Annotated in this window: 24 protein-coding genes; 10 read left to right on the top strand and 14 right to left on the bottom strand. The window is 64.8% G+C overall.

Going from position 1 to position 23,898, the window contains the following annotated elements:
* Position 1: 1 nt before the first annotated feature.
* The 4 genes from MTP16_RS10940 to MTP16_RS10955 all read right to left on the bottom strand — a co-directional run bounded on the left by MTP16_RS10940 (position 2) and on the right by MTP16_RS10955 (position 3,548).
* The gene (locus MTP16_RS10940; protein ID WP_243519647.1) at positions 2-1,000 is read right to left on the bottom strand and encodes a right-handed parallel beta-helix repeat-containing protein; all 999 of its coding nucleotides are present in this window, start codon (positions 998-1,000) and stop codon (positions 2-4) included.
* A 319-nt stretch (positions 1,001-1,319) separates the two neighbouring features.
* The gene (locus MTP16_RS10945; RefSeq protein ID WP_243519649.1) at positions 1,320-1,985 is read right to left on the bottom strand and encodes an NAD-dependent epimerase/dehydratase family protein; all 666 of its coding nucleotides are present in this window, start codon (positions 1,983-1,985) and stop codon (positions 1,320-1,322) included.
* 237 nt (positions 1,986-2,222) lie between these two features.
* Entirely contained in the window at positions 2,223-3,059 is an 837-nt protein-coding gene (locus MTP16_RS10950) for a CvfB family protein (RefSeq protein ID WP_243519651.1), read from the bottom strand.
* A 120-nt stretch (positions 3,060-3,179) separates the two neighbouring features.
* Positions 3,180-3,548 (bottom strand): winged helix-turn-helix transcriptional regulator, encoded by a 369-nt coding sequence (locus MTP16_RS10955; RefSeq protein WP_243519653.1) that lies wholly within the window; start codon positions 3,546-3,548, stop codon positions 3,180-3,182.
* Between the two features lie 197 nt (positions 3,549-3,745).
* Between MTP16_RS10955 and MTP16_RS10960 the strand changes: the two genes are divergently transcribed.
* On the top strand, positions 3,746-4,477 hold the full coding sequence (locus MTP16_RS10960) for an SDR family NAD(P)-dependent oxidoreductase (protein ID WP_243519655.1): 732 nt from the start codon (positions 3,746-3,748) through the stop codon (positions 4,475-4,477).
* A 93-nt stretch (positions 4,478-4,570) separates the two neighbouring features.
* On the opposite strand, the gene MTP16_RS10965 is transcribed toward MTP16_RS10960, so the two are convergent.
* The 5 genes from MTP16_RS10965 to MTP16_RS10985 form a co-directional block, all read right to left on the bottom strand.
* Entirely contained in the window at positions 4,571-4,978 is a 408-nt protein-coding gene (locus MTP16_RS10965) for an arsenate reductase ArsC (protein WP_243519656.1), read from the bottom strand.
* A 41-nt stretch (positions 4,979-5,019) separates the two neighbouring features.
* On the bottom strand, positions 5,020-5,682 hold the full coding sequence (locus MTP16_RS10970) for an MIP/aquaporin family protein (RefSeq protein WP_243519658.1): 663 nt from the start codon (positions 5,680-5,682) through the stop codon (positions 5,020-5,022).
* Positions 5,673-6,203 carry a GNAT family N-acetyltransferase gene (locus MTP16_RS10975; RefSeq protein ID WP_243519660.1) on the bottom strand — a complete coding sequence of 177 codons (531 nt, stop codon included), beginning with the start codon at positions 6,201-6,203 and terminating at the stop codon, positions 5,673-5,675. Before MTP16_RS10975 ends, MTP16_RS10970 begins: the two co-directional genes overlap by 10 nt.
* A 136-nt stretch (positions 6,204-6,339) precedes the next feature.
* Positions 6,340-6,903, bottom strand: a complete 564-nt coding sequence (locus MTP16_RS10980; RefSeq protein WP_243519662.1) for an ArsI/CadI family heavy metal resistance metalloenzyme — start codon at positions 6,901-6,903, stop codon at positions 6,340-6,342.
* A gap of 67 nt (positions 6,904-6,970) precedes the next feature.
* On the bottom strand, positions 6,971-7,306 hold the full coding sequence (locus MTP16_RS10985) for an ArsR/SmtB family transcription factor (RefSeq protein ID WP_243519664.1): 336 nt from the start codon (positions 7,304-7,306) through the stop codon (positions 6,971-6,973).
* 372 nt (positions 7,307-7,678) lie between these two features.
* Between MTP16_RS10985 and MTP16_RS10990 the strand changes: the two genes are divergently transcribed.
* A complete protein-coding gene (locus tag MTP16_RS10990) occupies positions 7,679-8,179 on the top strand; it encodes an energy transducer TonB (protein WP_243519666.1) in 501 nt (166 codons plus the stop codon).
* A 281-nt stretch (positions 8,180-8,460) separates the two neighbouring features.
* On the opposite strand, the gene MTP16_RS10995 is transcribed toward MTP16_RS10990, so the two are convergent.
* Entirely contained in the window at positions 8,461-10,422 is a 1,962-nt protein-coding gene (locus MTP16_RS10995) for a BamA/TamA family outer membrane protein (protein ID WP_243519668.1), read from the bottom strand.
* A gap of 275 nt (positions 10,423-10,697) precedes the next feature.
* On the opposite strand from MTP16_RS10995, the gene MTP16_RS11000 reads away from it, so the two are divergent.
* From MTP16_RS11000 to rfbD, 5 genes are all read left to right on the top strand, one after another.
* Entirely contained in the window at positions 10,698-11,966 is a 1,269-nt protein-coding gene (locus tag MTP16_RS11000) for a putative DNA modification/repair radical SAM protein (protein ID WP_243519671.1), read from the top strand.
* 3 nt (positions 11,967-11,969) lie between these two features.
* On the top strand, positions 11,970-12,239 hold the full coding sequence (locus tag MTP16_RS11005) for a hypothetical protein (protein ID WP_243519673.1): 270 nt from the start codon (positions 11,970-11,972) through the stop codon (positions 12,237-12,239).
* Positions 12,240-12,358: 119 nt separating this feature from the next.
* A complete protein-coding gene (locus MTP16_RS11010; RefSeq protein ID WP_243519675.1) occupies positions 12,359-13,063 on the top strand; it encodes an alpha/beta fold hydrolase in 705 nt (234 codons plus the stop codon).
* A gap of 156 nt (positions 13,064-13,219) precedes the next feature.
* The gene (locus tag MTP16_RS11015) at positions 13,220-14,149 is read left to right on the top strand and encodes a TIGR03915 family putative DNA repair protein (protein ID WP_243519677.1); all 930 of its coding nucleotides are present in this window, start codon (positions 13,220-13,222) and stop codon (positions 14,147-14,149) included.
* A 17-nt stretch (positions 14,150-14,166) separates the two neighbouring features.
* Positions 14,167-15,030, top strand: coding sequence for a dTDP-4-dehydrorhamnose reductase (rfbD, locus tag MTP16_RS11020; protein WP_243519679.1), 864 nt, complete (start codon positions 14,167-14,169; stop codon positions 15,028-15,030).
* Between the two features lie 80 nt (positions 15,031-15,110).
* Here the strand turns inward: rfbD and MTP16_RS11025 are convergent, their stop codons facing one another.
* Both MTP16_RS11025 and MTP16_RS11030 read right to left on the bottom strand, forming a co-directional pair.
* A complete protein-coding gene (locus MTP16_RS11025) occupies positions 15,111-16,565 on the bottom strand; it encodes a T9SS type A sorting domain-containing protein (RefSeq protein WP_243519681.1) in 1,455 nt (484 codons plus the stop codon).
* A gap of 34 nt (positions 16,566-16,599) precedes the next feature.
* Positions 16,600-18,240: a glycine-rich protein gene (locus MTP16_RS11030; RefSeq protein WP_243519683.1), complete on the bottom strand. Its 1,641-nt coding sequence runs from the start codon at positions 18,238-18,240 to the stop codon at positions 16,600-16,602.
* A 194-nt stretch (positions 18,241-18,434) separates the two neighbouring features.
* Between MTP16_RS11030 and MTP16_RS11035 the strand changes: the two genes are divergently transcribed.
* Both MTP16_RS11035 and MTP16_RS11040 read left to right on the top strand, forming a co-directional pair.
* Positions 18,435-19,208: a response regulator transcription factor gene (locus MTP16_RS11035; RefSeq protein WP_243519686.1), complete on the top strand. Its 774-nt coding sequence runs from the start codon at positions 18,435-18,437 to the stop codon at positions 19,206-19,208.
* 167 nt (positions 19,209-19,375) lie between these two features.
* Positions 19,376-21,271, top strand: a complete 1,896-nt coding sequence (locus MTP16_RS11040) for a sensor histidine kinase (protein WP_243519688.1) — start codon at positions 19,376-19,378, stop codon at positions 21,269-21,271.
* 6 nt (positions 21,272-21,277) lie between these two features.
* Here MTP16_RS11040 and MTP16_RS11045 read toward each other — a convergent pair whose 3' ends face one another.
* Positions 21,278-22,495 (bottom strand): MFS transporter, encoded by a 1,218-nt coding sequence (locus MTP16_RS11045; protein WP_243519690.1) that lies wholly within the window; start codon positions 22,493-22,495, stop codon positions 21,278-21,280.
* A 90-nt stretch (positions 22,496-22,585) separates the two neighbouring features.
* Entirely contained in the window at positions 22,586-23,242 is a 657-nt protein-coding gene (gene lepB / locus MTP16_RS11050) for a signal peptidase I (protein WP_243519692.1), read from the bottom strand.
* 130 nt (positions 23,243-23,372) lie between these two features.
* Here lepB and MTP16_RS11055 point away from each other — a divergent pair, with 130 nt between their 5' ends.
* Positions 23,373-23,891, top strand: coding sequence for a GreA/GreB family elongation factor (locus MTP16_RS11055; RefSeq protein ID WP_243519694.1), 519 nt, complete (start codon positions 23,373-23,375; stop codon positions 23,889-23,891).
* Positions 23,892-23,898: the final 7 nt, after the last annotated feature.

The following is a 23,898-nucleotide window of genomic DNA, read 5'->3' on the forward strand; positions in this document are numbered from 1 at the left end:
CTTAGTTGTTGGAGCGGGTGCCCAGGGTCACGTTCAGCGTGTTGCCGCTCACGGCCTGGTTGAGCTGGTAGATGGCCGGCATGGCCGGCAGCCCACCAAAGCGGTAGCCGTAGCCGGTGGCGCTGCCCGTGGCCCCGATGTCGACGCCGCCCTGGCCGGCGCCCACGGCGGGGTTGGTGCCGGTCTTCAGCTTGTACCAGCCGTCAAACTGTGGCGAGCCCGTGGTTTGGGCAAACACCGAGGCCAGCGGCACGTTGGCCGTGTTGTGGGTGCCGATGGTGCCCAGCGTGGGCAGCGTGCTCTGCGTAAAGAAGTTGTAGTCCCAGTTGGTGTTGGCCGTTGGGGTGAAGTTGTTGTTGAAATAGTTGTTGCGCACCGTGAAAGCGTTCAGCGACACACTCGTATTCACCACCGTGTTGTTGGTGAACTCGCCGGTGGTACCCACCGCCGTCAGGTTCACGTTGCCGTTGATGATGTTGTTGGTAATGAGCGAATTGGTGCTGCCGCTCGACGGCTGAATGCCGTCCATGTAGTTTTGCCGGATGACGGCGGAATTCGTTACCCGGTTGTAGCCCAGGTACAGGTAGCCCTGCAGGCGGCAGCGCTGCACGGTGATGTTGTCGGTGGCAATGTACCAGGTTGTGTTGCCAACCACGCCCGAAATGGTGCTGCCCGTGCTGCCGGGGTTGAACACCACCGTGCTCAGGGTCGCATCAATGGTGCTGGCTTGCAGGGCCGGCGGCTGGTTTTCGCCCAGGAAATACCCCGGCCCCACAATGGTGAGCGGCTTGGTGCAGGTAAGGTTGCCGTAGGCCGTTGTGGAAGGCTCCACCTGGATGATGTCGCCGCTGGCCGCTGCGTCGTGGGCCGCCTGCACAGTGCCGTAGATGTTGGTGCCCGTGATGCCCGAGTTGTTCACGCGGCGAATGGTTTGGGCCGAAGCCAGCTGGACAGCCAGCGCCAGTAGCAGGAAAAGAACGGAAGCGGAGAGGTTTTTCATAAAAAGAAAAAAGGGGTGAGGTTGGAAAAAAGCGCGTTTTGGCCCTGTAGCTCAGAACCCGCAAAACCCCCGCTGCCGCCCTTGCAAACACAGGATTTTGCAAGGGTAAAATTTGATTATGAACGAAAGGCGGGCAATCCGTACCAGCCCCGGTTTTTCCCCGACTTCCCCCTCCGTGCCAGCACGGATGCAGCTATTCCTTTTTATCCGTGCCAGCACGGAGGCGACCGGCGCGCCGGCAGACCGGGCACGGGGCCGCTGGCCGCTCGTGGGCGGGCTCAGATTCCCTCAATGGATGCGTAGCCGCGGGCTCGCGGCGTCAGGTGCGCGGCTGCGCCAACGCCAGCTCCGCCGACTCGTGCACGCGCACGCCACCGCCATCGTCCTGGGCGGCGTGGAGCATGGCGGCGGCCACGGCGGCCCCAGTTACGGGCCGGTACTTCAGCAGCGGGCCGCGCATCAGCGGGTTCAGGGCTTTCAGTACCACAGCGGCAATTCGCTCGCCCAGGCGGGGCTGCGCCCGCTCGCCGAGCAGCAGCGAGGGCCGGAAAATATGGATGGCCCGAAACGGCGTCTGGCGCACGGCGGTTTCCATCTCGCCCTTCACGCGGCTGTAGTAGATGCGGCTTTCGGCGTCGGCGCCCATGCTGCTCACCACCAGCAGCTGCGAGGCAAAGTTGCTGGCCGCCACCGCCGCCAGCTGCACCACGTACAGAAAATCAACCTTGAAAAACGCCTCCTTCGAGCCCGCCTGCGCCATGGTGGTGCCCAGGCAGCAGTACACGTCGTCGGCAATGAGCTTGAGGCGCACGTCTTCCAGCTTGTCCAGCTCCGTGGTCACCTGCACCAGCTTGGGGTGGAGGATGGGCACGGCCCGGCGCCCCACCACAATCACCTTGGCGTACCGCTCCGACTGCAGCAGCAGCGGCAGCAGTTGCGACCCAATCAGGCCCGTGGCCCCGGCGAGTAAAGCGGTTTTTTGCATAGCGGAAGTTTGGGCGGGGCCGTTTATCATTGCGAGTGAAGCGCAGCGGAACGCGGCAATCCGTCCTCTCTACGCAACTAGCCTTGAGATGTGACAAAGCCTGTTACCATGCCGACACACAACACGAAGCAGGCCAAGACGAAATACCTTACGCCAGAAAACGTGTCTGGTTAATCAGAAAAGGTCGCGCTTCGAGAGGACGGATTGCCACGGCCTGTGGCCTCGCAATGACAGGCGTTACTTCAACACCGTCGCCTCCGGCTCCAGCAGCACCAGGCCCTGCCGGAACAGCGCGCCCAGCGCCTTCTTGAACACCTTTTTGCTCATGCCCACGCGGCGGTACACGTCCTCGGCCAGGCTTTTGTCGCCCAGCGGCAGGCGGCCGCCCGGCGCGGCCTTGAGGGCCTTGAGCAGCGTGTCGGTGGCCGATTCCACTTCGCCGTAGCCGGTTTGCTGCAGGCGCACGTCGAGCTTGCCGTCGGCCCGCACTTGTTTGAGGAAGCCGGGCAGGGTTTCGCCCAGGCGCAGGGGCCGGAATACTTCGTTATGAAACAGCAGCCCCTGGTGCGTGCCGTTCACGATGACGGGGTAGCCCAGCTCGGTTTCGTCGGCCACCAGCAGGCGCACCTCGTCGCCGGGCTGGCCGGGAAAGGGCGTGTTTTTCAGAAACTGCTTCCACTTGGCCGAGGCCACCAGCCGGTCGCTTTCCTCGTCGAGGTACACGTACACCAGCACCCGCTCGCCCACGCGCAGGTCGCGGCGCTGGTTGCGGTAGGGCAGGAGCAGGTCTTTTTCCAGGCCCCAGTCCAGGAAGGCGCCGGCCGGGCCGTGGTCCTTCACGGTGAGGGCGGCGTAGCTATCCACCAGGGCCAGTGGCCGCAGGTTGGTGGCAATGAGGCGGTCTTCGGAGTCGCGGTACACGAACACGCGCACGATGTCGCCCACGCGGGTGCCGGCCTCCACGTACTTTTCGGGCAGCAGCAGGTCGCCGTCGTCGGAGGTGAGGTAGAGGCCGATGCTGGTTTCGCGGGCTACTTCGAGGTCGTTGTAATCGCCGAGGAGGAGGCTGGCCATAGCAAGTGTATTGTGGGGTGAAGGGGCAAAGGTCGGGCGAATTGCATGATGTTACGGCTACCCGGCCGGCCTGTTTAGCGCCCGCCGGGTAAGCATTGCGCGCAAGAAACCGTTTGCCGCTTATCCGGGCAGCTCGGCTAAGCTCACCGCCAGCACCTGTTCCAGCTCCGGGCGGTGGGCGTTGCCCCATTGTTCCATCACCTCAATCACGGGCAGCAGCGACTGCCCCAGGCTCGTGAGCTGGTACTCCACCCGGGGCGGCAATTCGGGGAAGATGGTTTTAGAAACTAGGCCGTGCTGCTCCATTTCCGCCAGCTGCACGTTGAGCACGCGCCGCGTAGCGCTAGGGATGGTGCGGTGCATGGCGCTGGGCCGCCGAATGCCCTGGGAAATGCACGCGAGCAAGGTTGATTTCCATTTGCCGTGCAGCACTTCCTTGGTTAGCACCGAGCCGCAGCTCAGCGTGTTGGCGATTTTTTTCTGATACATAAGAGAAGCCGGTTGGGATAAAGATATGGCCGGGGGACAGGGATTAAAACCGCCCTATGCGCTAAAAGTATCGGGTGCTGAATAAGTTTTCCCTAATTGTCAGGCCCCCACCCGCGCCGGAATTTTGCTCCGCGAACCACGCAACAGTTGCGCAGCCAGCGCAACGCAAGCCAACCACCTTCATCCACCACACCAGCATGGGAAAACTCACCGGAAAAGTGGCCGTCATCACCGGCGGCACGTCGGGCATGGCCTTGGCCACCGCCAAATTATTTGTGGCCGAAGGGGCCTACGTCTTCATCACGGGCCGCCACCAGGAAAAGCTCGATGCCGCCGTGCAAGCCATTGGCCGCAACGTGACCGGGGTGCTGGGCGACGCCGCCAACCTGGCCGACCTCGACCGCCTCTACGAGACCGTGCAGCGGGAAAAGGGCACCATCGACGTGCTGTTTGCCAGCGCGGGGGCAGCCGGCTTCGGCAAGCTGGGCGAGGTCACCGAAGAACTCTTCGATACCATCTTCGACCTGAACGTGCGCGGCACGCTCTTCACCGTGCAGAAAGCCCTGCCCCTATTCGCAGCAGGCGGCTCGATTTTACTCAACGGGTCGGGTGCTTCCATCAAAGGCTATCCGGCCAACAGCGTGTACAGCGCCAGCAAGGCCACGCTTCGGGCCTTCGTGCGGGGCTGGGTAGTCGACTTGCAGGACCGCGGCATTCGGGTGAACCTGCTGAGCCCGGGCGCCATTGATACGCCCATGATGGCCGCCACCGGCGCCGAGTTCAAGGCCCAGATTGCCGCCCTGATTCCGCGCGGGGAAATGGGCCGCCCCGAAGAAATTGCCGCTGCTGCCCTGTTCCTGGCTTCGGCCGATGCCAGCTTCGTCAACGGCATTGAGCTCTTCGTCGACGGCGGCATGGGCCAGATTTAGCCTTGTTTATTCAATATCCAGTGGCCGCAGTCTTCAGGGTAGTATAGGCTTTGTAGAGGCGGGGCGCCTTCTTGCGGATAGCAGCGCCGCCAATTAGCCGATTGCCGGCGTCACCCCCGCCTCCTGCAGCAGCGCCCGCACCTGCCGTCCCACCAGGTCGCGCACTTCGCGGAACTCGGCCGGTGCCAGGTGCTTGGGGTCGGGAATCTGCCAGTCGACGCGGTGCCGGGCCGCGATAAAGGGGCAGGCGTCGCCGCAGCCCATGGTCACCACGTAGTCGAATTGCTGGTCGCGCACCTCGTCAAGGCTCTTGCTGGCGTGGTTGCCCAGGTCGTAGCCCAACTCGGCCATGGCCGCCACGGCTTTGGGGTTGATGACACCCGAGGGGCGCGAGCCGGCGCTGTAGGCCGCCACCTGTGCGCCGCCGTGCATGGTGGCAAAAGCCTGGGCCATCTGGCTGCGGTTGGCGTTTTCGATGCAGACGAAGAGGAAGGTTTTCATGGAAGGTATTTTTTGAGTATGGTCAGGCGCCACGTTAGAATTTAATTCGCCGCCCGCGGCTGCAGCAGCCGGTCGCACGCCACGGCCAGCAGCGCGCCGGCCACCGGGCCTACGATGTACAGCCACCAGTCGGTCCAGACGCCGCTGAGCAGGGCGGGGGAGAGGGAGCGGGCCGGGTTCATGCTCGCACCCGTGAGCGGGCCGCCCACCAGCGCCTCCAGCCCCACCGTGGCACTGATGGCCAGTCCCGCCAGCATGCCCACTTCCTTCGAGCCGGCCGTGACGCGCAAAATCACCAGCATCAGCCCGAAGGTGAGGAAGGTCTCGATGCCCAGGGCCTGCATGGCGCCGTGGGCCGGCAGCGTGGCGCCCAGGTTCGAGCCCGGCGCGGCCACCAGCTTCACCAGCCCGCTGCCCAGGGCCGCGCCCAGCAGTTGCGCCGCCGCGTAGGGCAGCACCCGCCGCCCCGGGAACCGCCCCGCCGCCCAGAAGCCCACCGTCACGGCCGGGTTGAGGTGGCAGCCGCTGCTCTCGCCCAGGCTCTGAATCAGCAGGAACACCACCAGCCCGAAGGCCGCTGCCACGCCGCCGTGCCCCAGCGCGTGGGTTTGCTCGTTCACCACGGCCGCGCCGGTCCCGAAAATCAACAAGATGGCCGTGCCCAGCACCTCGGCCAGCAGGCATTGGCGTAAGGTTAGCGGCATGCGGCGGTCGAATTACAAGCTGCCACTTCCGTGCCCACTACGGCACTACGCCGCTCCAGCAGCAGCGTGTCGCGCCACTGCCCGCGCAGCTGGCCGATGCGCTCGCGCCGCCCCACCTGCCGAAAGCCCGCCGCCTCATGTAAGCGTACACTAGCCACGTTTTCAGGGAAAATGCCGGCCTGCAAGGTCCAGAGACCGTTTTGTTCCGACTCCCGCACCAGTGCTGCCAGCAGTGCCCGGCCCACGCCGCGCCCCCGGGCGGCCGCGGCCACATACACGCTCACCTCGGCCACGCCCGCGTACACGCAGCGCCCCGATACGGGCGAGAGCGCCGCCCAGCCCCGCACCGTTTGGCCGTCATCGTCCACGGCCACCAAGCGGCACGTGGGCAGGTGGCCGGCGTCCCAGTCGGCCCAGGCGGGAACGTCGGTGCTGAAGGTAGCTGTGCCGGTGGCGATGCCCTCGGCGTAGATGGCGCGGGCCGCGGGCCAGTGCGCCGCGGTGAGCGGAAGAATGTTCATGCGGTGAAATAACGGCAAGCAGGCGAAAGCGGATTGCCGGCCAGGAGCCGTGTGCTATTTATAACATGCTTGCACATCAGCCTCAGATTGTCATGCCTCGGCTGCGCTCGGCATCACGGCTTGCCCTTTCGTGTTTTCAGCAGCACCCGCCGCCCGGCGTGCACGTGGCCGCCGCAGCCGAAGTATCCACCAGCGTGAAGGCCATGGGCGCAGTGGTCAGCACCTCGGCAGTGGCCGGCGCCGCGGCCGGGGCAATGCAGCACTGGCTGCTGTCGCTGGCCGCATCGTACTCGTCCTGGTAGCGCGGGTCGTTGAACTCGGCATCGGCGTGGAAGTAGTACACCTCCCACTCCACGCCGTCTGGGTCGAGCACCCAGAACTTATCCTGCTTGGCGTAGCAGCAGTTGGTGCCCATTTCCTCGCGGCTCACCAGGCCCGCCCGCCGGGCAGCGGCCAGGCGCTCGTCGAGCTCGGCCACGGTTTCTACCTGGAAGCCCAGGTGGCCGAAGTGGCTTTGCACCCGCGCCGCATTCTCCACAAAGGAGATGATGAGCGAAGGCCGGTCAAGCACGTACTTGGCGTAGCCGCGCTTGATTTTAGCGGCTGGCTGCCCAAAGAAGGCAGTATAGAAGTTGACCGTAGCGGCCAAATCGGACACGTACAGCGAAACGTGCATGCGAGGGAAAACGGCGGGTTCCATAGGGGCGAAAGGTTTGGCGTGAAAGATTGAACAGCTAGCCCAGAAGAGGCAATGGTATTAGATGGGCTTAACAGCCACAATTGGCCGCTGCCGCCGGCAGCTCGGCCAGCAGGCCGCCCAGCAGCTGCCGGGCGCGGGCCCAACCCGTGGGCGAAAGGCAGTAGCACACGCGCGGGCCGTCTACTTCGCCCTGCACCAGGCCGGCGGCTTTCAGCTCCTTGAGGTGCTGCGACACGGTGCTCTGCGACAGCGGCAGCGCCAGCACCAGGTCGCCGCACACGCAGGCCTGCCGCTGGGCCAGTAGCCGCACAATGGCCACCCGCGCCGGATGCCCCAAAGCCTTCGCTAAGGTTGCCAGCTCCTGGGCCTCGGCATCAAATTCCTGGTGTTTGTGAATGGCCATGTGTCTTATTGCTTATCGCAAATTAACGATGAAAGGAGCGGGAATAAAAAGTTATGAAACGACAAGCATGATTATTCTTGGAATAGTTAAATGAATGTTTAGTTATTCTTAACTCGAAGGACATTTGCAAAGTCATAAAATGTATTAATTTTGCATTCGTAAAAAGGGTAATAAAATGCTTTAAACGCCTATTTTGGCTAATTGCAACATATGCAAGTGCACTATTAGGCTTTCCTTTTGATTAATAATGAAAAGTTTTTTTCTGACGAAAAGACAATTTTTGAAAAACATCTAGTACCTTTATTTCGTTAGAAGTTAGTAAGGCGCCAAGCTGAGTCAATCGATTTATATCTCACCATAGCTCATCTGCACGTGACCCATTCTCTACGATTCTTTTCTTTGCTGGGCCTGTTCGGGCTCCTGGGCGCGGGCCAAAGCCGGGCTCAGTCGGGGCCCTACGCTTCGATGCCGGCCCGCCCCGCGGCAGCGGTGAGCACGCCCGCCGCCGCGCCCGCGCCGCCCATGGTGCCGGCGGCCCCCACCATCAACCCCGATTCGGTCTTCATCAACCCCGAGGTGCGGCCCCAGTTTGTGGGGGGCGACAAGGCCTTCAAAGCGTATTTGGCCAAGTCCATCCGCTACCCGCAGCAGGCGCTGCAGCGCCACGTATCGGGCCGGGTGCTGGTCAACTTCGTACTCAACGCCCAGGGCAGAGTGACCGATGCCCACGTCATTAGCGGCCCCGGCAGCGGCCTCAACGACGAAGCCCTGCGCCTGGTGTGGCTGATGCCGCCCTGGGAGCCCGCCCGCTCGAACGGCCAGCCCGTGCGCGTGGCCTGCACCGTGCCCATCGCCTTCTCCGCCGACCGTTAATTTCCGCTGGTCGGTCCTCGCGGCCCAACTGGCTACTATTAGGTTACTAGTAAATACATCGTCCGCCTATTCGCCTTTATCTACCCTTTACCTTATCTAGTGTGTTGCTGTAAAGTGTCTTATCTAATGTGAAAGCAAAGCCCCGCCTCATCTAGAGGCGGGGCTTTGTGCTTGAAATGGCCGGGCTCCAGCTAATCTGCGGGTTGTACTATGCCAAAATCTGCCTGCCATCCTGAGCATTTGGCGCCCGGCACGGCCGTGCTACTGCTTACCCTGGCTGACTACTGATAAGGCGCGGTGCCGGGCGCGCCCAGGCCAAAGTCGGTAAACGTCACGGTTTCGCGGGTCGACTCAAACATGCGAATGCCGTTGGGCGCCGTGAGGCCGCGCGGGTAGAAGCCGATGAGCAACTGGAACGTGCGCAGGGCCGTGAACTCGTTGCGGAAGCGCAGCCCCAGGCCAAAGCCCGTGTAGGGCGCCCCGCTGAACGGCGAGCCCCCGCCGGGGCGGTCGCTCACCCAGGCGGCATCGGCAAAGGCCACGCCGGCCAGCCGGAAGCCCAGCAGCGAGAGCGGCGTGAACAGCGTGGTTTCGTAGTTGAGCACGAAGCGGCTGGTAGCCAGTACCGGCGAGGCCGGCGCAAAGCCGCGCAGCCCCCGGTCGTTGGTGATGCCCTGCAGCAAGTCGCCGGGCCGCCGGTCGATGCCGATGGTGCCCCGGCTGCTCAGGAAGTGCCGGTACTGCCAGTTGCCCACGTGGTAGAGGCGCGTGAAGGACGTGAGCTCGGTGCTGAGCACGCCCTGCTCCCAGCCGCGGGCTTGGTCGAGGCGCTGAAAAATGCCCAGGTCTACGCCCGCGTAGAGGTAGCCGCTGCGGGTGCTGAAGCCGGCGGCGGCCACGCGCGCGGCCAGGTAGCGGCGTGGCACCACGCGGTTCACGTCGTAGCCCAGGGTGAGGCTGAGCAGGGTGCCGGCCGGCACGTCCTCGGTGCGGCCAAAGCCAAACAGGTACCGGTCTTTGTAGTAACGGCGCACGGAGTAGCCCACGGTGCCCAGCACCAGAGTACCGTCGTGGTAGTCGGGCGTTTCGAGGCCGGTGCTGGGGTCGGGCCGGGGCACGGCGCTGAAGTCGGTGCGCAGGGCCCGGGCCGCCACAATCACGCGGCCGGGGTTTTCGTAGCCCAGGTCGTAGGAGCGCAGGCGCAGCGCGCGGCCCACCCACACGTCCTGCACCAGCGAGCGCAGCGGGTAGTATACGTAGGGCTGGCCCGGCGGCGGCGCCACCAGGGCAATGTTTTGGGAGTAGCTGTCGAGGCTGATGGCGCCGGCGTAGCGGGCGCTGGGCGAGTAGAAATCGCGCCGCAGCGTGACGCCGCCCGAGCGGTAGTTGTACTCGTTGCGGTAGCGGGCCTGGCCGTACACGAAGTTGCGAAACGGAGCCGTGTAGCTGCCCACGTAGGACCATTGCTGCGGGTTTTCGCCGTTGTCGGTGTTCAGGCCGCGCCCGTAACGGTACTCGTTGGTGAGCTGGTGGCCCAGGCCCAGGAAGTTGTCGTCGCCGAGGGTGATGAGGCCGGCCGTGGCCGAGCCCAGCTCGTAGCCGGCCGTGATGCTGAACACGTCGGTGGTGAGCACCGTGATGTCGACGCTGTCGCGGGTGCTGCTGTGCTCGTTCACCAGCACGCGGGCGTCCAGGATTTCGGGCGTCTGGCGCAGCAGGCGCTCCGACTCGGCCAGCTGCTGCGGCTCCAGCGCCTGGCCCGGCCGAAACAGCAGCACCTGCCGCACCCGCGAGCGGGCCGTTTTGAGGTGCAGGGCGTTGCCCGATTTCTCCCAGAACGAACGCGGAATCCGGGTCGAGTCGGAGAGGCTGTAGCCGAAGGCATCGAGCGTGCGAATGTTGATGCTGCGCACAATCTTGAAGTTGTGCTGGTCGAACTGCCGGTTGAGCAGCACGGCGTCGAGGCCGGCCTGCTCTTCCTGGCGCTGCGTGAAGTTGAGCAGGCCGGAGAGGGCCTTGCCCATGATGGTTTTGCGGCGCGAGTAAGCCTTGAGGCGGTTGAGGATGCGTTCCTCGTCAAAGCGGCGGCGCAGGGAGTCGGCGCGGTGGGGCAGGATTTCGTCGGCCGCCTTCAGCGAGTCGGGCGGAATGGCCGAGCGGGGGTCAAACGTCTGCGCCGAAACCGGCCGGACCCCCCAGCCCAACAGGACAAACAGCAACAGAAACCAACCGCTAAAGCTCATAATAAGGCGCAACGCTGCAAAGTACGAAAAGGAGCCGGGGCGGGGTTCGGGCGTTGCACACAAGGTGGGCCGTCTTTTTATTCTATTCCGATGCCAGCGAAAATCCGCCAAACCAGCGCAGGCTAAGAACAGGGCGGCTTCTGCTAAAAAAGCTGTGCAATCGGCCAGTGACGTTTTCTTAAAATAGGAAACTATTTCCAATAAAATTAGCTTAAATGCTTGTGCCTATTTGGCCGCTGTTTATTACTTTTAAGCCCGAAAGCCAGCCCTTCCTCATGAACGAGCGCATTCAAGAGAAACTAAGCATATTAGCTGATGCCGCGAAGTACGATGCTTCGTGCAGCAGCAGCGGTGCCAAGCGCAAAAACGAGAACAAAGGCCTGGGCAATGCCGAAGGCATGGGCATATGCCACAGCTACACCGAGGACGGCCGCTGCGTGAGTCTGCTCAAAATTTTGCTCACCAACCACTGCATCTTCGACTGCGCCTACTGCGTGTCGCGCCGCTCCAACGACGTGAAGCGCGCCGCCTTCACGGTGGACGAAGTGGTGGACCTGACCATCAACTTCTACCGCCGCAACTACATCGAAGGGCTGTTTCTGAGCTCCGGCATTTTTTCCAGCCCTGACTATACGATGGAGCGCCTCGTGCGCATCGTGAAGAAGCTGCGCACCGAGCACAAGTTCAACGGCTACATCCACGTCAAAACCATTCCGGGCGCTTCGGAAGAGCTAATTCAGGAGGCCGGCCTCTACGCTGACCGCCTCAGCGTGAACATCGAGCTGCCCTCGGAGCTGGCCCTCACGCAGCTGGCGCCGGAGAAGAACTACCAGGAGATTCTGACCCCGATGAGTCAGATTCGGGACGGTATCATTCAGAATAAAGAGGAAAAGGCGCTGTTCAAAAAGGTGCCAAACTTCGCCACCGCCGGCCAGACCACCCAGCTCATCGTGGGCGCCAGCGCCGAGACGGACCTGCAAATCATCAAGCTCACCGACTCCCTCTACCAGGGCTACGGGCTGAAGCGCGTGTATTACTCCGGCTATATCCCCGTGACCGACGACGCCCGCTTGCCCCAGGTGACGCAGCCGCCCGTCATCCGGGAGCACCGGCTGTACCAAACCGACTGGCTGATGCGCTTCTATGGCTTTCAGGCCGATGAAATCCTGGACCCCGCGCACCCGCACCTCGACCTCGAAATTGACCCCAAGCTTGCCTGGGCCCTGCGCAACCGCCACGTGTTTCCGGTGGACGTGAACACGGCCGACTTTGAGATGATACTGCGCATTCCCGGCGTGGGGGCCCGCTCGGCTAAGAAAATTGTGGCCGCCCGCCGCTTCGCCCGCCTCAACATGGAAACGCTGCGCCAGTTGGGCGTGGTGCTCAAGCGGGCCAAATACTTCCTCACCTGCGACGGCGAGCATCAGCCCCTCATCGGCGAGCTGACCGAGCAGCAAGTGCGCCGCCAGATTCTGTTTGGGGCCGGCTCGGTGCGCTCGGCCCTCGTCACTCAGCAACTCGACTTATTTGCCCAAGCTTCTTAAGCAATGAATTACGACGCTCTTTTTTCCAACGGCCCTGCTTCGCTGTCGAAAAGCAGCCTGGGCGGCATCCAAAACGACATCTTCTTTTCTGTCATGAAAGTCATTCACCGCCAACCCCAGCCTGCACCCGCTCCGCAATCCGACAACAAAGTGGCCCGCGTGGCCTGCGTGTGCCGCATCAGCGAGCTGATGCCCCTGGTGCGCCAGATGCACGAAGACGCCCGTGCCCGCTACCAGGCCGAGTTGGGCGAGCAACGTCAGCAGGCGGCGTAACATGGGCCGTAGCGTGGACTCTGCGAGTCCGCGCCTGCTGGTTTCGTTCAGGCAATGCGCGGACTCGCAGAGTCCACGCTACACGCAACCCCCGCCCGGCGTCTACGGTACAGCCATGCATGCCCTACGCCCTCGAACACCACCATGTGCCCACCAACGGCCTGCGCCTGCATGTGGTGCAGTGCGGCCCTGAGGCTGGCCCGCTGGTGGTTTTATTGCACGGCTTCCCGGAGTTCTGGTACGCCTGGCGCCACCAGATAGAGGTGCTGGCCGAGGCGGGCTACCGCGTGTGGGCTCCAGACCAGCGCGGCTACAACTTAAGCGACAAGCCGCGCCGGGTGCGCGATTACGTCATTGACGAGTTGGCGGCGGACATCATTGGGCTTATTGATGCCGCCGGGCGCGAAACGGCCGCAGTCATTGGACACGACTGGGGCGCGGCCGTGGCTTGGCACCTGGCCGCGCACTACCCCGGCCGTATCAGCCGGGTGGCTATCCTGAACGTGCCGCACCCGCGCGTGCTGGGTCGGGCCCTGCTGCGTCGGCCGGGCCAGTTGCTGAAAAGCTGGTACGTTTTCTTCTTTCAGCTGCCGTGGCTGCCCGAGATGCTGGTGAAAAGGCGCCGCTGGCGGTTTGCCCGGTGGGCCCTGCGAGGCACCAGCCGTCCGGGCACCTTTGGCGACGACGATTTGGCTTTGTACGAAGCGGCCTGGGCGCAGCCCAGCGCCGTGCGCAGTATGCTGAACTGGTACCGGGCCGCCGTGCGGTTTGGCAGCCGGCTGGGCAAAACGGGCCGGGTGTCAGTACCCGTCTGCATTATCTAGGGCGAGCGGGACGCTTTTCTGAAGCGCGAGCTGGCCCGGGAAAGCCTGGCTTTCTGCGATGATGCCGAGCTTACTTACCTGCCCGCCAGCCACTGGGTGCAGCACGAGATGCCCGCCGAAGTGAACAAGCTGTTGCTCAACTTTCTGAAATAGCTCATGGCCAATATTCGTCCTCTGCGCCGGCCTTCGGCGGCACCTGCGGCCCGCAACGGTGCGCCGCGTCGGCCGGCCCCGGTGCTCAGCGCGCCTGCCCGCGACTACACCTACGACGGCACGTTTGAGGGCCTGCTCACGGTGCTATTCACCATTTACGACAGCAAGGCCGCGCCCAACAGCATCCAGCCGGAGGCGGCGGTGCAGGGTGGGCTGTTTGCCGCGCCTGCGCCCACCGATACCAATGAAGCTCTGGCCGCCCGCGTGTGGGAAGGCCTGCTGAAAAGCATGGACCAGGAGGCCCGCACGCGCCTCTACCACGTGTTTCTGAGTGAGGATGCTGACCGCGAGATGCTGATTTTTCGCTACGTGGATTTGGCTTTGCGCTCGGCCCAGGACATTGCCGAGAACTACGCTAACGCCGACGTGCGCCGCGTGCAGCGCTTGGCCCAGATGATGTTTCGCGAAAAGCACCGCATGGAGGCCTTCGTGCGCTTCGAAAAAACGCAGGACGAGCTGTTCCACGCCACCATCGAGCCCGACATGGACGTATTGCCGCTCATTGCCGCGCACTTCACCAAGCGCTATGCCGACCAGCGCTGGTTGATATACGACCGCCGCCGCCACTACGGCCTCTACTACGACCTGACCCGCACCGACGTGGTGCAGTTTGAAAACCCAGTCGGCGCGAAATCAAGCGACATTTCGGCCACGGTGCTCGACGAGCGGGAGCCACTGTTCCGGCTGCTGTGGCAGTCGTATTTCGACCACGTGAACATTCCGGAACGCAAAAACCTGAAGCTGCACCGCCGCCACATGCCGCTGCGCTACTGGCGCTACCTGAGCGAAAAGCAGCCCCGGGAGCAGCGTTTCGTGCCCATCGACAACAAACGCCCGCCCGGCGACGCTAACTTGCGGCTCGAAAAAGAGTAAGCACAGTTGCGTCGATTATGGGTAGCGTATTGGTTTTTGGGGCCTCGGGCCAGTTGGGGCAATGTTTGGCGTACGTAGCGCAGGCGCGCGGCACGGCCGGCCTGGTGTTCTTGCCCGAAGCGCAGGCCAACATTCTCCACCTCGAAGGGCTGGCCGGCCTCTTTGCTCAGCACCAGCCGGCCTACGTAATCAACTGCGCCGCCTACACGGCGGTGGATAAGGCCGAGGATGAGCTGGACCTAGCCCGCAAAATCAACTGCGACGGGGTGGGAAACCTGGCCCGGCTCTGCGGCGAGTACGGCACGGTGCTCATCCAGATTTCGACCGATTTCGTGTTTGCCGGCACCGGCAACCAGCCCCTCACCGAAACCGACGAGACCGCGCCCATCAGCGCCTACGGCCTCACCAAGCTCGAAGGAGAACAGGTAATTCCGAGTCTGACCGAGCGGTATTTCACCTTGCGCACCAGTTGGCTATACTCCGAATTTGCGGGCAACTTCGTGAAAACCATGCAGAAGCTGGGCCGTGAGCGCGACGAGCTGCGCGTTATCTGGGACCAGGTGGGGACGCCCACCTACGCCATCGATTTGGCCGGGGTGATTCTGGGAATTATTGAAAGCGGCAGCACCGCCTACGGCCTCTACCACTACAGCAACGAAGGCCTGACGTCGTGGTACGACTTCGCCACGGCCATCTTCGAGCTGAGCGGTATTGCGGTGAAAACGACGCCCATCCGCACCAGCGAATACCCCACTAAAGCCACGCGCCCGCCGTTTTCGGTGATGGACAAAACCAAAATCAAAGCTACGCTGGGCGTGGCCATCCCACACTGGCGCGAAAGCCTGAAAGTCTGCGTAGAGCGGTTGGCCGCCGTGCAGTAGGCAGAAAGAAATACTTCGACATCAACAAAAAGGCCCCGCGCTACAGAAGCGCGGGGCCTTTTTTATCGCGTCTGGTACGACTACTCCCGCACCAGCTTTAGCTGCGCGTGCTGGGCACCCTGGCTCAAGCGCAGCACGTACACGCCGGTAGCCAGTGGGCCAAGCTCAGCCATGGGTAAGTCGGTGGTGCCAGCATTCAGGCCAAGGGTGCGGGAGAGGACCAGGCGACCCGTGGCGTCGTGCAGCACCAGCGTGGCCGGGCCGGCCGTGGCGGTGCGCAGGGTGAGCGTGGTGCCGGCCGCGCCGAAAGGCTGGGGCCAGGCTTCAGCCGCGAAGCTCATGGGGGCCGTCACGCGTACTTGGCGCACCGGCGAATAGCTGGCTGTGCCGTCCGTGTCGACCTGGCGGAGGCGGTAGTACACCGGGTCGGCCGCGTAGCGGGCAATGGCTTTATCAACCAACTGGTAGTTCTGCGGCTGGGTGGTGCTGCCGTGGCCGGTCACCGTGGCAATGCGGCGGAAGCTCTGGCCGTCGGCGCTGGCTTCCACGTCGAAATGGTCGTTGTTTTTCTCCGAGGCCGTGGTCCAGCGCAGCAACGCGTCGGCAACCTGCGGCTCGGCTGTGAAGCGCGTCAGTTCCACCGGCAGCGGAGCGCTGATGTTGCTGATGGTGAGGGCACCAAGCTGCGTTACATCGGCTGCGAAGCTGCGGCTGGCGGCACTGCCGGGCGCACCCTGCCGGGCCCACGGCCCGGCCGCCGAGCCTGCGCGCCATAGCTGGGCGTTGGAGCCCAGGGCAAAGCCGTTGTCGTCTTCGGGCAACCAACTCAAGGCCACGTTCACCGGGTTGCCATCGGTGGGCTGAGCGCCGGTGGCGGCCACGGTCCACACCCGGTCGATGCCTTTGGGAGCACCGCCTAGGTTCTGGCCGTAGCTCAGGTCGGCGGTTTGCAGGCCGGCGGTGCGCGTCATGGTCACGGTGCCCAGGTTCAAGCCGTTGGGAGTGAGAGTGGCACTGTTGGGGAAAATCACGGCCGCGCTGCCGCTCACGGCGGTGCGCACGGCGCGCAGGTTGCCTTGCACGTACTTGCCGGTCGTCTCGGGGCTGAGCGAGGCGCCGTCGGGCAGGGTAATGGTGGCTGCGGGAGCGGTGCGCACCAGCCCGGATGTGAGCGTGAGCTGATTGGTTACGGTCAAGTCGTTTGCCACGAGCACGCGGTTGCTGCCCGCGCTGCCGGTATTGGCCGCTTCCAGCCTGCCCAGGCTGGTGCCGGCGGCCGTGGTCAGGGTTTGGTCGGCACTGCCGCTAAAACGCAGCAGCCCCGTGCCGCTCAGGCTGGCCGCGTTGAGGAGGTCGCCGGTAAGCTGCACGGTGCCCTCGTTGGTGAGGTTGCTGCCGCTGTTGTTTTTTAGGCCCCCGGCCACGTAGAGCGTAGCCCCGGACTGCACGGTAATGGTGGCCCCGTCACTGGTGAGCGTCTGGGCCGTGGCGGCCAACGCCGGGAGCGCAAGCGCTAGGGTAAGAATTGGTCTCATGGGTACGAATGGTTTTGCCGTAAAGGAAAAGAGGCTAGCGGCTCAGCACCAGCCATATGGAGCCGTTGCTTTGCACGGTGAGGCGCGAGGCGCGCGGCACCTGGGTCACGCTGCCGGAGGCGTCGTCATACACCAGCGTGGCGTCGAGGCTGTTGGCCGGGGTGGCGGTGTAGAGCCGGGCGTTGGTGCTGCCGTAGTTAAGCAGCACGTACACCCGGCCCGTGCGTCCGGCTGGGTCCGGCAGGAAGAAGCCAAACAGGATGCCGCCACCCACGCCCTGCGGCGTGCCCGAACGCACGGTGTGGTCGGCGTCGGTGAGGACAACGCTCTGGTAGCTGCCAGCCACTTGGTTGACGGTGCGGATGGGCAGGCTCAGGCCCGCGGCCAAGGTCACGGCCCCGGTGCTGGCCACGCGCAGGCCCTGGGTACCGCCATTGCCCACCAGTTGGTTCGCCCCAAGGTTTAGGTTATTGCCCACGTTCACGCTGCCGTTGCCCGTCAATTGGTTGGTGCCCAGCTGCACGTTGCCGCCGGCCACAATGGCTCCGGCCGTCGTCACGGTGCCGGAATTGCTGATGCTTAGGCCGCTGCCGCCGTTGCCCACCAGCTGGTTGGTGCCCAGGTTCAGGTTTTGGGTGGCGGTGTGGTTGCCCAGGTTGTCGCTGGACAGGTTCACGAAGTTGCGGGCGTCGAGCACCGGGGCCGGTGTGTCGGCGTTGCGCAGGCGCACGTAGCCATAACCGGCTTGGTAGCCCTGGGTGTGTACCACGTTGCTGGTGCCCGCGCCGGCGTATGATGAGCCCCCGCCGCCGCCGCCGCTCGACAACAAGCTGTTGATGGCGCCGCTGCCCCCGCCGTAGTAGCCGCCGCCGCCGCCACCGCCCGTTGAGGAAGTAGCCGGCGCACCCAACGCGCCGCTGCCCGCCGCGCCGGGACTGAAGGCGCCCGTGCCGCCGGCACCGGGGGCCGTTTGGGTGCCGCCCCCACCGCCGACAAATCCGCCACTGCCCCCGATGAGGCCCCCGCCGTGGCCGCCGTAGCCGGCGCTGCCGCCGCCCCCGCCGCCACCCGCTACCAACACCCGGTCGGTCAGGCCACTGCCGCCGCGCCGGATATCGGTGGCTTCTCCACCGGTATAAACAACGCCGCCGGACCCGACAGATATGCTGCCGGGTTTCCCGACGTTGATGGTGAGCACCTCTCCCGGCACCACGGCCAGGGTGGCTTGCACCCGGCCTCCGAACCCGGACAGCCCCGAACCCATGCCGCCGGTAGCCCCTGCCATATCAACGAGCAGGCGCGTGATACCCGCCGGCACGGTGTAGGTTTGCGAACTGCCGGTATAACTGAATTCGACCGGTCCGGTATCGCTCTGGTCCGTAAGGCTGGCCACCCAGCCAGCGCCGTTCCACACGTTCAGCGCGCCGGTAGTGGTGTTGAAGACGGTGAGGCCGGCGGCCGGGTTGCGAATGGCGTCGCGTTGGGCCAAGGTCAGGCGCGGGGGCAGCAGGCCCTTGGGGGCGCTGGCGGCGTCGGGGCGCAGGTCGAGCACGGCCGAGGGGTCGGGCGCGCCGGGCGTGCCCACGCGCACGCCGCCGGTTTGGGCCAGCGTAGCCAGTGGAGCAGCCAGTAGCAAGGCCAGGGTATAGCAACGGGCGGCGTAGAGTTTCAGCATAAAGCAGAAGTAGCTGGAAGCCGCATCTGCGGCTTTGCTGCCCTGAAATTGCCCTTGCGCATCAGCTGGCTTCAATAAAAAATAGTAGAAAGCTCCAAATGGTAAGTGAGCGGCCGGCTATGGTATGTGAGCGGGGAAGGCACCGCCCGGCTCAAGGGGCAGTTGTATCTTGCATCACTGCCTAATTTGCCCCGATGCCCGCCCCCATTCCGCTCCTGCTCATCGAAGACGAAGCCGTGCTGGCCCTCGACCTTCGCGCCACTCTGCAAGCCGAGGGCTACGCCGTGGTGGGCATCGCCCCCAACGGACCCCGCGCCCTGGAGCTGTTTGAGCAGCACCCCGAAATCGCGGGCGTGCTGTGCGATATTCACCTGCAAGGCCCCTGGAACGGCATCGAGACTGCCCGGCGCCTGCTGGCCCTGCGCCCGGTGCCGCTCATCTACCTCACTGCCCTTTCCGACCAGGCCACCCTCGACCAGGCCCTTACCACCGGCCCTGCTGCCTACCTGCCCAAACCCGTGAGCACGGCCAGCCTGCGGGCGGCTCTGGCGCTGGCGTTGCACAGCATCGCCCGACCCGCGCCCGCCGCCCCACCCACGGCCGCCCTGCCCGAGCCCACGGCCGATGCCCTCACCCGCGACACCATTCTGCAGCTCGACGACCACGTGTTCATCAAGGACAGCCACCAGTTTGTCCGCATCCCGCTGGCCGACATTCTGTTGCTCGAAGCCGACAACACCTACACCGCCCTGCGCACGCCCACCCGCCGCTACGCCCTGCGCCTCACCCTGGGCGCGGTGCTTGAGCGGCTGCACTTTGCCCAGCTTGTGCGGGTGCACCGCTCCTTTGCCGTCAACATCCAGCGCATCGAGAGCTTCTCCGAAACCGAGGCCACCGTGGCCGGCCAAACCGTGCCGCTGGGCCGGCAATACCGCGAGGCGTTTCTGAAGCAATTCTTGTTTCGCTAAGCCGCCTGACAAACGACCCACTTACCAAATGCCGTCGTTCACAGGCCGGGCCGGGTAGTTGGCATCCTTTGCGGGCCGGGGGGCGGGGCCGGCGCCTACATTTGTTTTGAACCGGCAGCATCCCGCGCAGGAGCGTTTGCGGGCCAGGGGCTTAACTTAACGAACAAATGAATTGGACAGATAAGCGCCGGGCGCTGCCGCGGAGAATGGGGCTGTTGCTGGAGCTGTTGCTGGGGCTGTTGCTGGGGCTACTGGCCGGGCCGCGGACTGGTCGCGCCGCTAGTTCTCCGCCCCTCGACACGGCCACCGTACGCCGGCAGCTCGTGCTGGTGCGGGGCCTGCTCTCGCGCAGCAAAGATTCGGCTCTCGTGCTCAGCCGGCAGCTGCTGCGCGCCAGCCAGCACCTACGCTTTCCCTACGGCATGGCGCAAAGCAGCCTGATGCTGGCCACTGCCCTGCGCAACGCCGGCGAGTTCGATTCAAGCTTTTACTACGGCCGGCGGGCGCAGGCCCTATTCGAGGCCCAGCACCGGCCCGAGGGCGTGGCTTGGGTGTATTGCCTCAACGCCCAGACCTACAAGCGCATGGGCGACGCCCAGGGCGTGGCCGTGCTCTCGCGCAAGGGCCTGGAGCAGGCCCGGGCGGCGCTGGTGCTGGGCCGGCGCGGCCCGTACCCGGCCGCGATGGTGTCGGCGCTGATAAGCCAGGGCATCATTTACCGCGACCTGAAACAGCCCGACTCGGCCCGCGCCTGCTACGAGGAAGGCATGCGCATAGAGCTGCGCGACCGGCCCGTGCCCTCGGCGCTGGGCGTGCTGTATGCCAACTACGGGCAGCTGCTGTCGGAAAATGACCACAACCTGCCGGCGGCCATCGGCTACTTCCGGCGGGCGCTGGCCCAGCACCGCGTTGTGCGCAGCCGCAACGGCCAGGAGCACGCCTACCGCCAGCTCAGCTGGGCCTATCGCCAGCAGGGACGGTTTGCCCAGGCCGTGGCATTGGCCGACAGCAGCCTGGCCCTGGCCCGCCTCATCGGCGACCCGCACCGCCTCACCAACTCGCTCGAAACCGCCTACACGGTTTACCGCGACGCTGGCCGCTACCGCGACGCCTTGGCCCTAATGGACGAGCGCCGCCAACTCGACAACGACATCTACCGCCTGGAGAAAACCCAGGCCGTGGCCCGCATCGAGGCCGCCTACCGCCTTGAAAAGCAGCAGGCCCGCATTGGCGCCCTGGCCCTGGCCAATGACCGCAAACAAAGCCTGCTGCTGGGCTCGGCGCTGGGCCTGCTGGTGCTGGCCGGGCTGTTGGGCTTTGGCGCGTGGCAGTACCGCGCCCAGCGGCGGGCCAATGCCCTGCTGCGCGCCACCAACCTCACCATCGTCGACAACAACCACCGCATCGAGGAGCAAGCCGCCCGCCTGCGGCTGCTGCTGCGCGAGCTGCACCACCGCGTGAAAAACAACCTGGCCATCGTGAGCAGCCTGCTCAACCTGCAGTCGGGCAGCCTCACCGACCCCGTGGCGGCCCGCGCCGTGCGCGAAGGCCGGCAGCGCGTAGAAGCCATGGGCCTGGTGCATCAGTGCCTCTACCAGACCGAGGACGTGGTGAGCGTCGATATTCAGCCCTACCTTACGGCCCTGGTCGACAACCTGTTGTCTGCCTATGGCTTTGATGACGACAGGTTCGACCTGGTGCTGGAGCTGGACCTGCCGGCCGTGGAGGTGGACCGGGCCGTGCCGCTGGGGCTCATTTTCAACGAGCTGGCGACCAACGCCCTCAAACACGCCTATGCCCACGTGGCCCGCCCGCTGCTGCGCCTGCACCTGAGCGGCCCGGCCGGCGGCCTGCTGCTGGAAGTGGAAGACAACGGCCCCGGCCGCCCGCCGGGTTTCGAGAGCAGCGGTTCCTTCGGCACCCAGCTCGTGGTGGCCCTGAGCCAGCAGATTGGTGGCGAGGCCATTATGAGCAACCAACCGGGCGCTTACTTCCGGCTGTGGGTGCCCGGCGCAGGGGCCACGCCAACCCCGGCTGTGGCCGAAGCAGCCCGGGTACTGTAGCCGGCGCTAGCGGCTCTGCCCATAAAACCGACTCACCAAATACGCGGCGCCCGCGAAGGCGGCACCCAGCAGGCACACGCCGGGCCAGCCGCCGTGCGTCCAGGCCAGGCCACCGGCGATGGAGCCCAACGAGCCGCCCGTGAAGTAGCCGGTCATGTACACGGTGTTGAGGCGGCTGCGGGCCTCGGGTACCAGCGAGAAAATCTTGGTTTGGTTGGAAATGTGGGCCGACTGCACGCCCACATCCAGCAAAATGACGCCCAGCACCAGCCCGGCCAGGTGGTAGCCGGTGAGGCCCAGTAGCAAGTAAGCCGCTAGCGCCAGCATAATGCCCACGCCGATGGCGAAGTCCGGCCCGCGCGTGTCGGCGGCTTTGCCGGCCAGCGGCGCGGCCAGTGCCCCCACTGCCCCAATCACCCCAAAAAAGCCGGCCACATCGGAGCCGTAGCGGTAGGCGGGGCCTTCCAGAAAAAAGGCCAGTGTGGTCCAGAACACGCTGAAGGCGGCAAACAGCAGCCCGCCCACCAGCGCTGCGCGGCGCAGGGCCACCTGCTCGCGCGTGAGGGTCAGGATGGATTTCATGAGCGCGCCGTAGGAGCCTTCAAAGTGGGGCCGGTCCTGGGGCAGGCGCCAAGCCAGCAAGGCCAGCAGGGCCAGCATCAGCCCGGCCGCGATTTCGAACATGGCCCGCCAGCCCAGGTGAGCGCCCACGTAGCCGCTCACGGTGCGCGAGGCCAGGATGCCAATGAGCAGGCCGCTCATGATGCGGCCCACAATGCGGCCACGGTCGGCCTCGGGCGCCAGGTGGGCGGCCATGGGCAGCAGCAGCTGCGGCACCGCCGAGCAGATGCCGATGAGCACGCTGGCCGCCGCCAGCACCCCAAAGCTGGGCGCCCAGGCCGCCAGCGCCAGGCAGGCCGTGGCCCCAAGCAGCATAATCAGCATCAGGCGCTTGCGCTCCAGCATGTCGCCCAGCGGTACCACGAAGAGCATGCCCGTGGTGTAGCCAATCTGGGTGGCGGTGGCGGCCAGGCTGGCGCTGCTGTCGCTCAGGTGAAAGGTGCGGCCAATGGCGGCCAGCAGCGGCTGGTTGTAGTAGATGTTGGCCACCACAAGCCCGCAGGTGAGGGCCATGAGCCAGACCAGGGCGCTGCTGAGGACGGGGGCGGAGCGGGGGGAGGCAGTGGTAACCGACGCGGAAGAATTGAAGGAAGTATCGGACACGAAACGATAGGTGAAACCTGACAAAACGAGCCGCGGACAACGGCTACGGTCAGGTATAACCACAAAACGCTCCTTGCGGTTATGCCCAGCTTAGTGCCGGCCCAGCACCGTGCCCGCCACGTCGGCCTGGCGCACCCAGCCAATGTAGCGGGAGTCGCGAGCGTTCTGGCGGTTGTCGCCCAACACAAAATAGGCGCCGGCGGGGACCACCACGGGGCCGAAGTTGTCCTCGTTGCGCCCCACCGGGAAGGTGCGCAGAATGGCCGGATTGGGATAGCCGGCCGATTGCACCTGGCGCACGGCGCGCCGGGCCAGCCGGGCCGCGTCGGCATCGGCCAGCCCGACCCGATGTAGGCTGTCGTCCAGGGGCACGATGCCGGTGGTGTCCATCCACAGCGTGCGGGGCAGGCGGGCAAAGTCGGTGCGGGCCAGGGAGTAGTGATGGGCCAAGCGGAGGCCGGCATCCAGGTCCTGGCCATTGACGAAAAGCCGCCCACGGCGCAACGCTACAGTATCGCCGGGCAGGCCGCAGAGGCGGTTGATGAAGATGGTCGTTCCGTCTTCCGGCAGCCTGGTGCGAAAGACGATGAAGTCCAGCCGCTCGGGTTTCAGCAAAGGCGAGGCGAAGAACCGGTCGCCGATGTGGAAGGAGGGCGCATTGGAGTCCGAAGGGGTGTGGTAAAAATCGAAGGCGTGCGTGAGGCGCCCCGCCACCCACAGCACCAGGACCAAAGCTCCGAGCGCCAAAATGCTGCCTGCCGCAATAGCGAGCCATTTAAATACGTTTCCCATTGAAAGCACAGCCAGAAATGCGCGCTAAACATACGGCCTGGCAGGCACCCGCCAACCCTGCGGCGTGCCCCGCGTTCAACCCCGCATGAGCCGAGGATTTACCAAGGAAGACGACGCGCAGACGCCGCCCATCATCCCGCCCCGCGCGGCCCTGCCGCCCGGCACGCCCAACTACGTGACGCCCGTCGGCTTGGAGCAGTTGCGCGCCGAGCTGGCCACCCTCGAAGCCGAGCGCGCCCAGGCCGAGGCCAACCGCGACAACGACACCGACCGCACCCATCGCCTCTCGCTCTACAATGGGCGCATTGCCCTGCTCACCGAGCGCATCGGCAGCGCCAAAGTAGTGGACCCCGCCGGTCAGCCGACCAAAGAAGTGCGCTTCGGGGCCACGGTGCAGCTGCGCACCGTGCGCGGCGGGAAAGTGGGTTTTGAGCGAAAATTCACGATTGTAGGCGTCGACGAGGCCGACATTGCCGAAGGCAAGGTGGCGTTTGTGGCGCCCATTGCCCGGGCCGTGCAGGGCGCGAAGCTCAAGCAGCAAGTGCCGCTAAAGCTGGGGCCCCAGGAAGAAGTGGTAGAGGTGGCAGAGATTGAGTACGTGTGAAGCTCAT

The sequence above is a fragment of the Hymenobacter monticola genome (assembly GCF_022811645.1).
Classification (GTDB): domain Bacteria; phylum Bacteroidota; class Bacteroidia; order Cytophagales; family Hymenobacteraceae; genus Hymenobacter; species Hymenobacter monticola.

What these genes read in the sequence shown, in the direction of transcription:
- MTP16_RS10940 (WP_243519647.1), bottom strand. Translation starts at nt 1,000, where the DNA reads ATGAAAAACCTCTCCGCTTCCGTTCTTTTCCTGCTACTGGCGCTGGCT.
- MTP16_RS10945 (WP_243519649.1), bottom strand. Translation starts at nt 1,985, where the DNA reads ATGCAAAAAACCGCTTTACTCGCCGGGGCCACGGGCCTGATTGGGTCG.
- MTP16_RS10950 (WP_243519651.1), bottom strand. Translation starts at nt 3,059, where the DNA reads ATGGCCAGCCTCCTCCTCGGCGATTACAACGACCTCGAAGTAGCCCGC.
- MTP16_RS10955 (WP_243519653.1), bottom strand. Translation starts at nt 3,548, where the DNA reads ATGTATCAGAAAAAAATCGCCAACACGCTGAGCTGCGGCTCGGTGCTA.
- MTP16_RS10960 (WP_243519655.1), top strand. Translation starts at nt 3,746, where the DNA reads ATGGGAAAACTCACCGGAAAAGTGGCCGTCATCACCGGCGGCACGTCG.
- MTP16_RS10965 (WP_243519656.1), bottom strand. Translation starts at nt 4,978, where the DNA reads ATGAAAACCTTCCTCTTCGTCTGCATCGAAAACGCCAACCGCAGCCAG.
- MTP16_RS10970 (WP_243519658.1), bottom strand. Translation starts at nt 5,682, where the DNA reads ATGCCGCTAACCTTACGCCAATGCCTGCTGGCCGAGGTGCTGGGCACG.
- MTP16_RS10975 (WP_243519660.1), bottom strand. Translation starts at nt 6,203, where the DNA reads ATGAACATTCTTCCGCTCACCGCGGCGCACTGGCCCGCGGCCCGCGCC.
- MTP16_RS10980 (WP_243519662.1), bottom strand. Translation starts at nt 6,903, where the DNA reads ATGGAACCCGCCGTTTTCCCTCGCATGCACGTTTCGCTGTACGTGTCC.
- MTP16_RS10985 (WP_243519664.1), bottom strand. Translation starts at nt 7,306, where the DNA reads ATGGCCATTCACAAACACCAGGAATTTGATGCCGAGGCCCAGGAGCTG.
- MTP16_RS10995 (WP_243519668.1), bottom strand. Translation starts at nt 10,422, where the DNA reads ATGAGCTTTAGCGGTTGGTTTCTGTTGCTGTTTGTCCTGTTGGGCTGG.
- MTP16_RS11000 (WP_243519671.1), top strand. Translation starts at nt 10,698, where the DNA reads ATGAACGAGCGCATTCAAGAGAAACTAAGCATATTAGCTGATGCCGCG.
- MTP16_RS11005 (WP_243519673.1), top strand. Translation starts at nt 11,970, where the DNA reads ATGAATTACGACGCTCTTTTTTCCAACGGCCCTGCTTCGCTGTCGAAA.
- MTP16_RS11010 (WP_243519675.1), top strand. Translation starts at nt 12,359, where the DNA reads ATGCCCTACGCCCTCGAACACCACCATGTGCCCACCAACGGCCTGCGC.
- MTP16_RS11015 (WP_243519677.1), top strand. Translation starts at nt 13,220, where the DNA reads ATGGCCAATATTCGTCCTCTGCGCCGGCCTTCGGCGGCACCTGCGGCC.
- rfbD (WP_243519679.1), top strand. Translation starts at nt 14,167, where the DNA reads ATGGGTAGCGTATTGGTTTTTGGGGCCTCGGGCCAGTTGGGGCAATGT.
- MTP16_RS11025 (WP_243519681.1), bottom strand. Translation starts at nt 16,565, where the DNA reads ATGAGACCAATTCTTACCCTAGCGCTTGCGCTCCCGGCGTTGGCCGCC.
- MTP16_RS11030 (WP_243519683.1), bottom strand. Translation starts at nt 18,240, where the DNA reads ATGCTGAAACTCTACGCCGCCCGTTGCTATACCCTGGCCTTGCTACTG.
- MTP16_RS11035 (WP_243519686.1), top strand. Translation starts at nt 18,435, where the DNA reads ATGCCCGCCCCCATTCCGCTCCTGCTCATCGAAGACGAAGCCGTGCTG.
- MTP16_RS11040 (WP_243519688.1), top strand. Translation starts at nt 19,376, where the DNA reads ATGAATTGGACAGATAAGCGCCGGGCGCTGCCGCGGAGAATGGGGCTG.
- MTP16_RS11055 (WP_243519694.1), top strand. Translation starts at nt 23,373, where the DNA reads ATGAGCCGAGGATTTACCAAGGAAGACGACGCGCAGACGCCGCCCATC.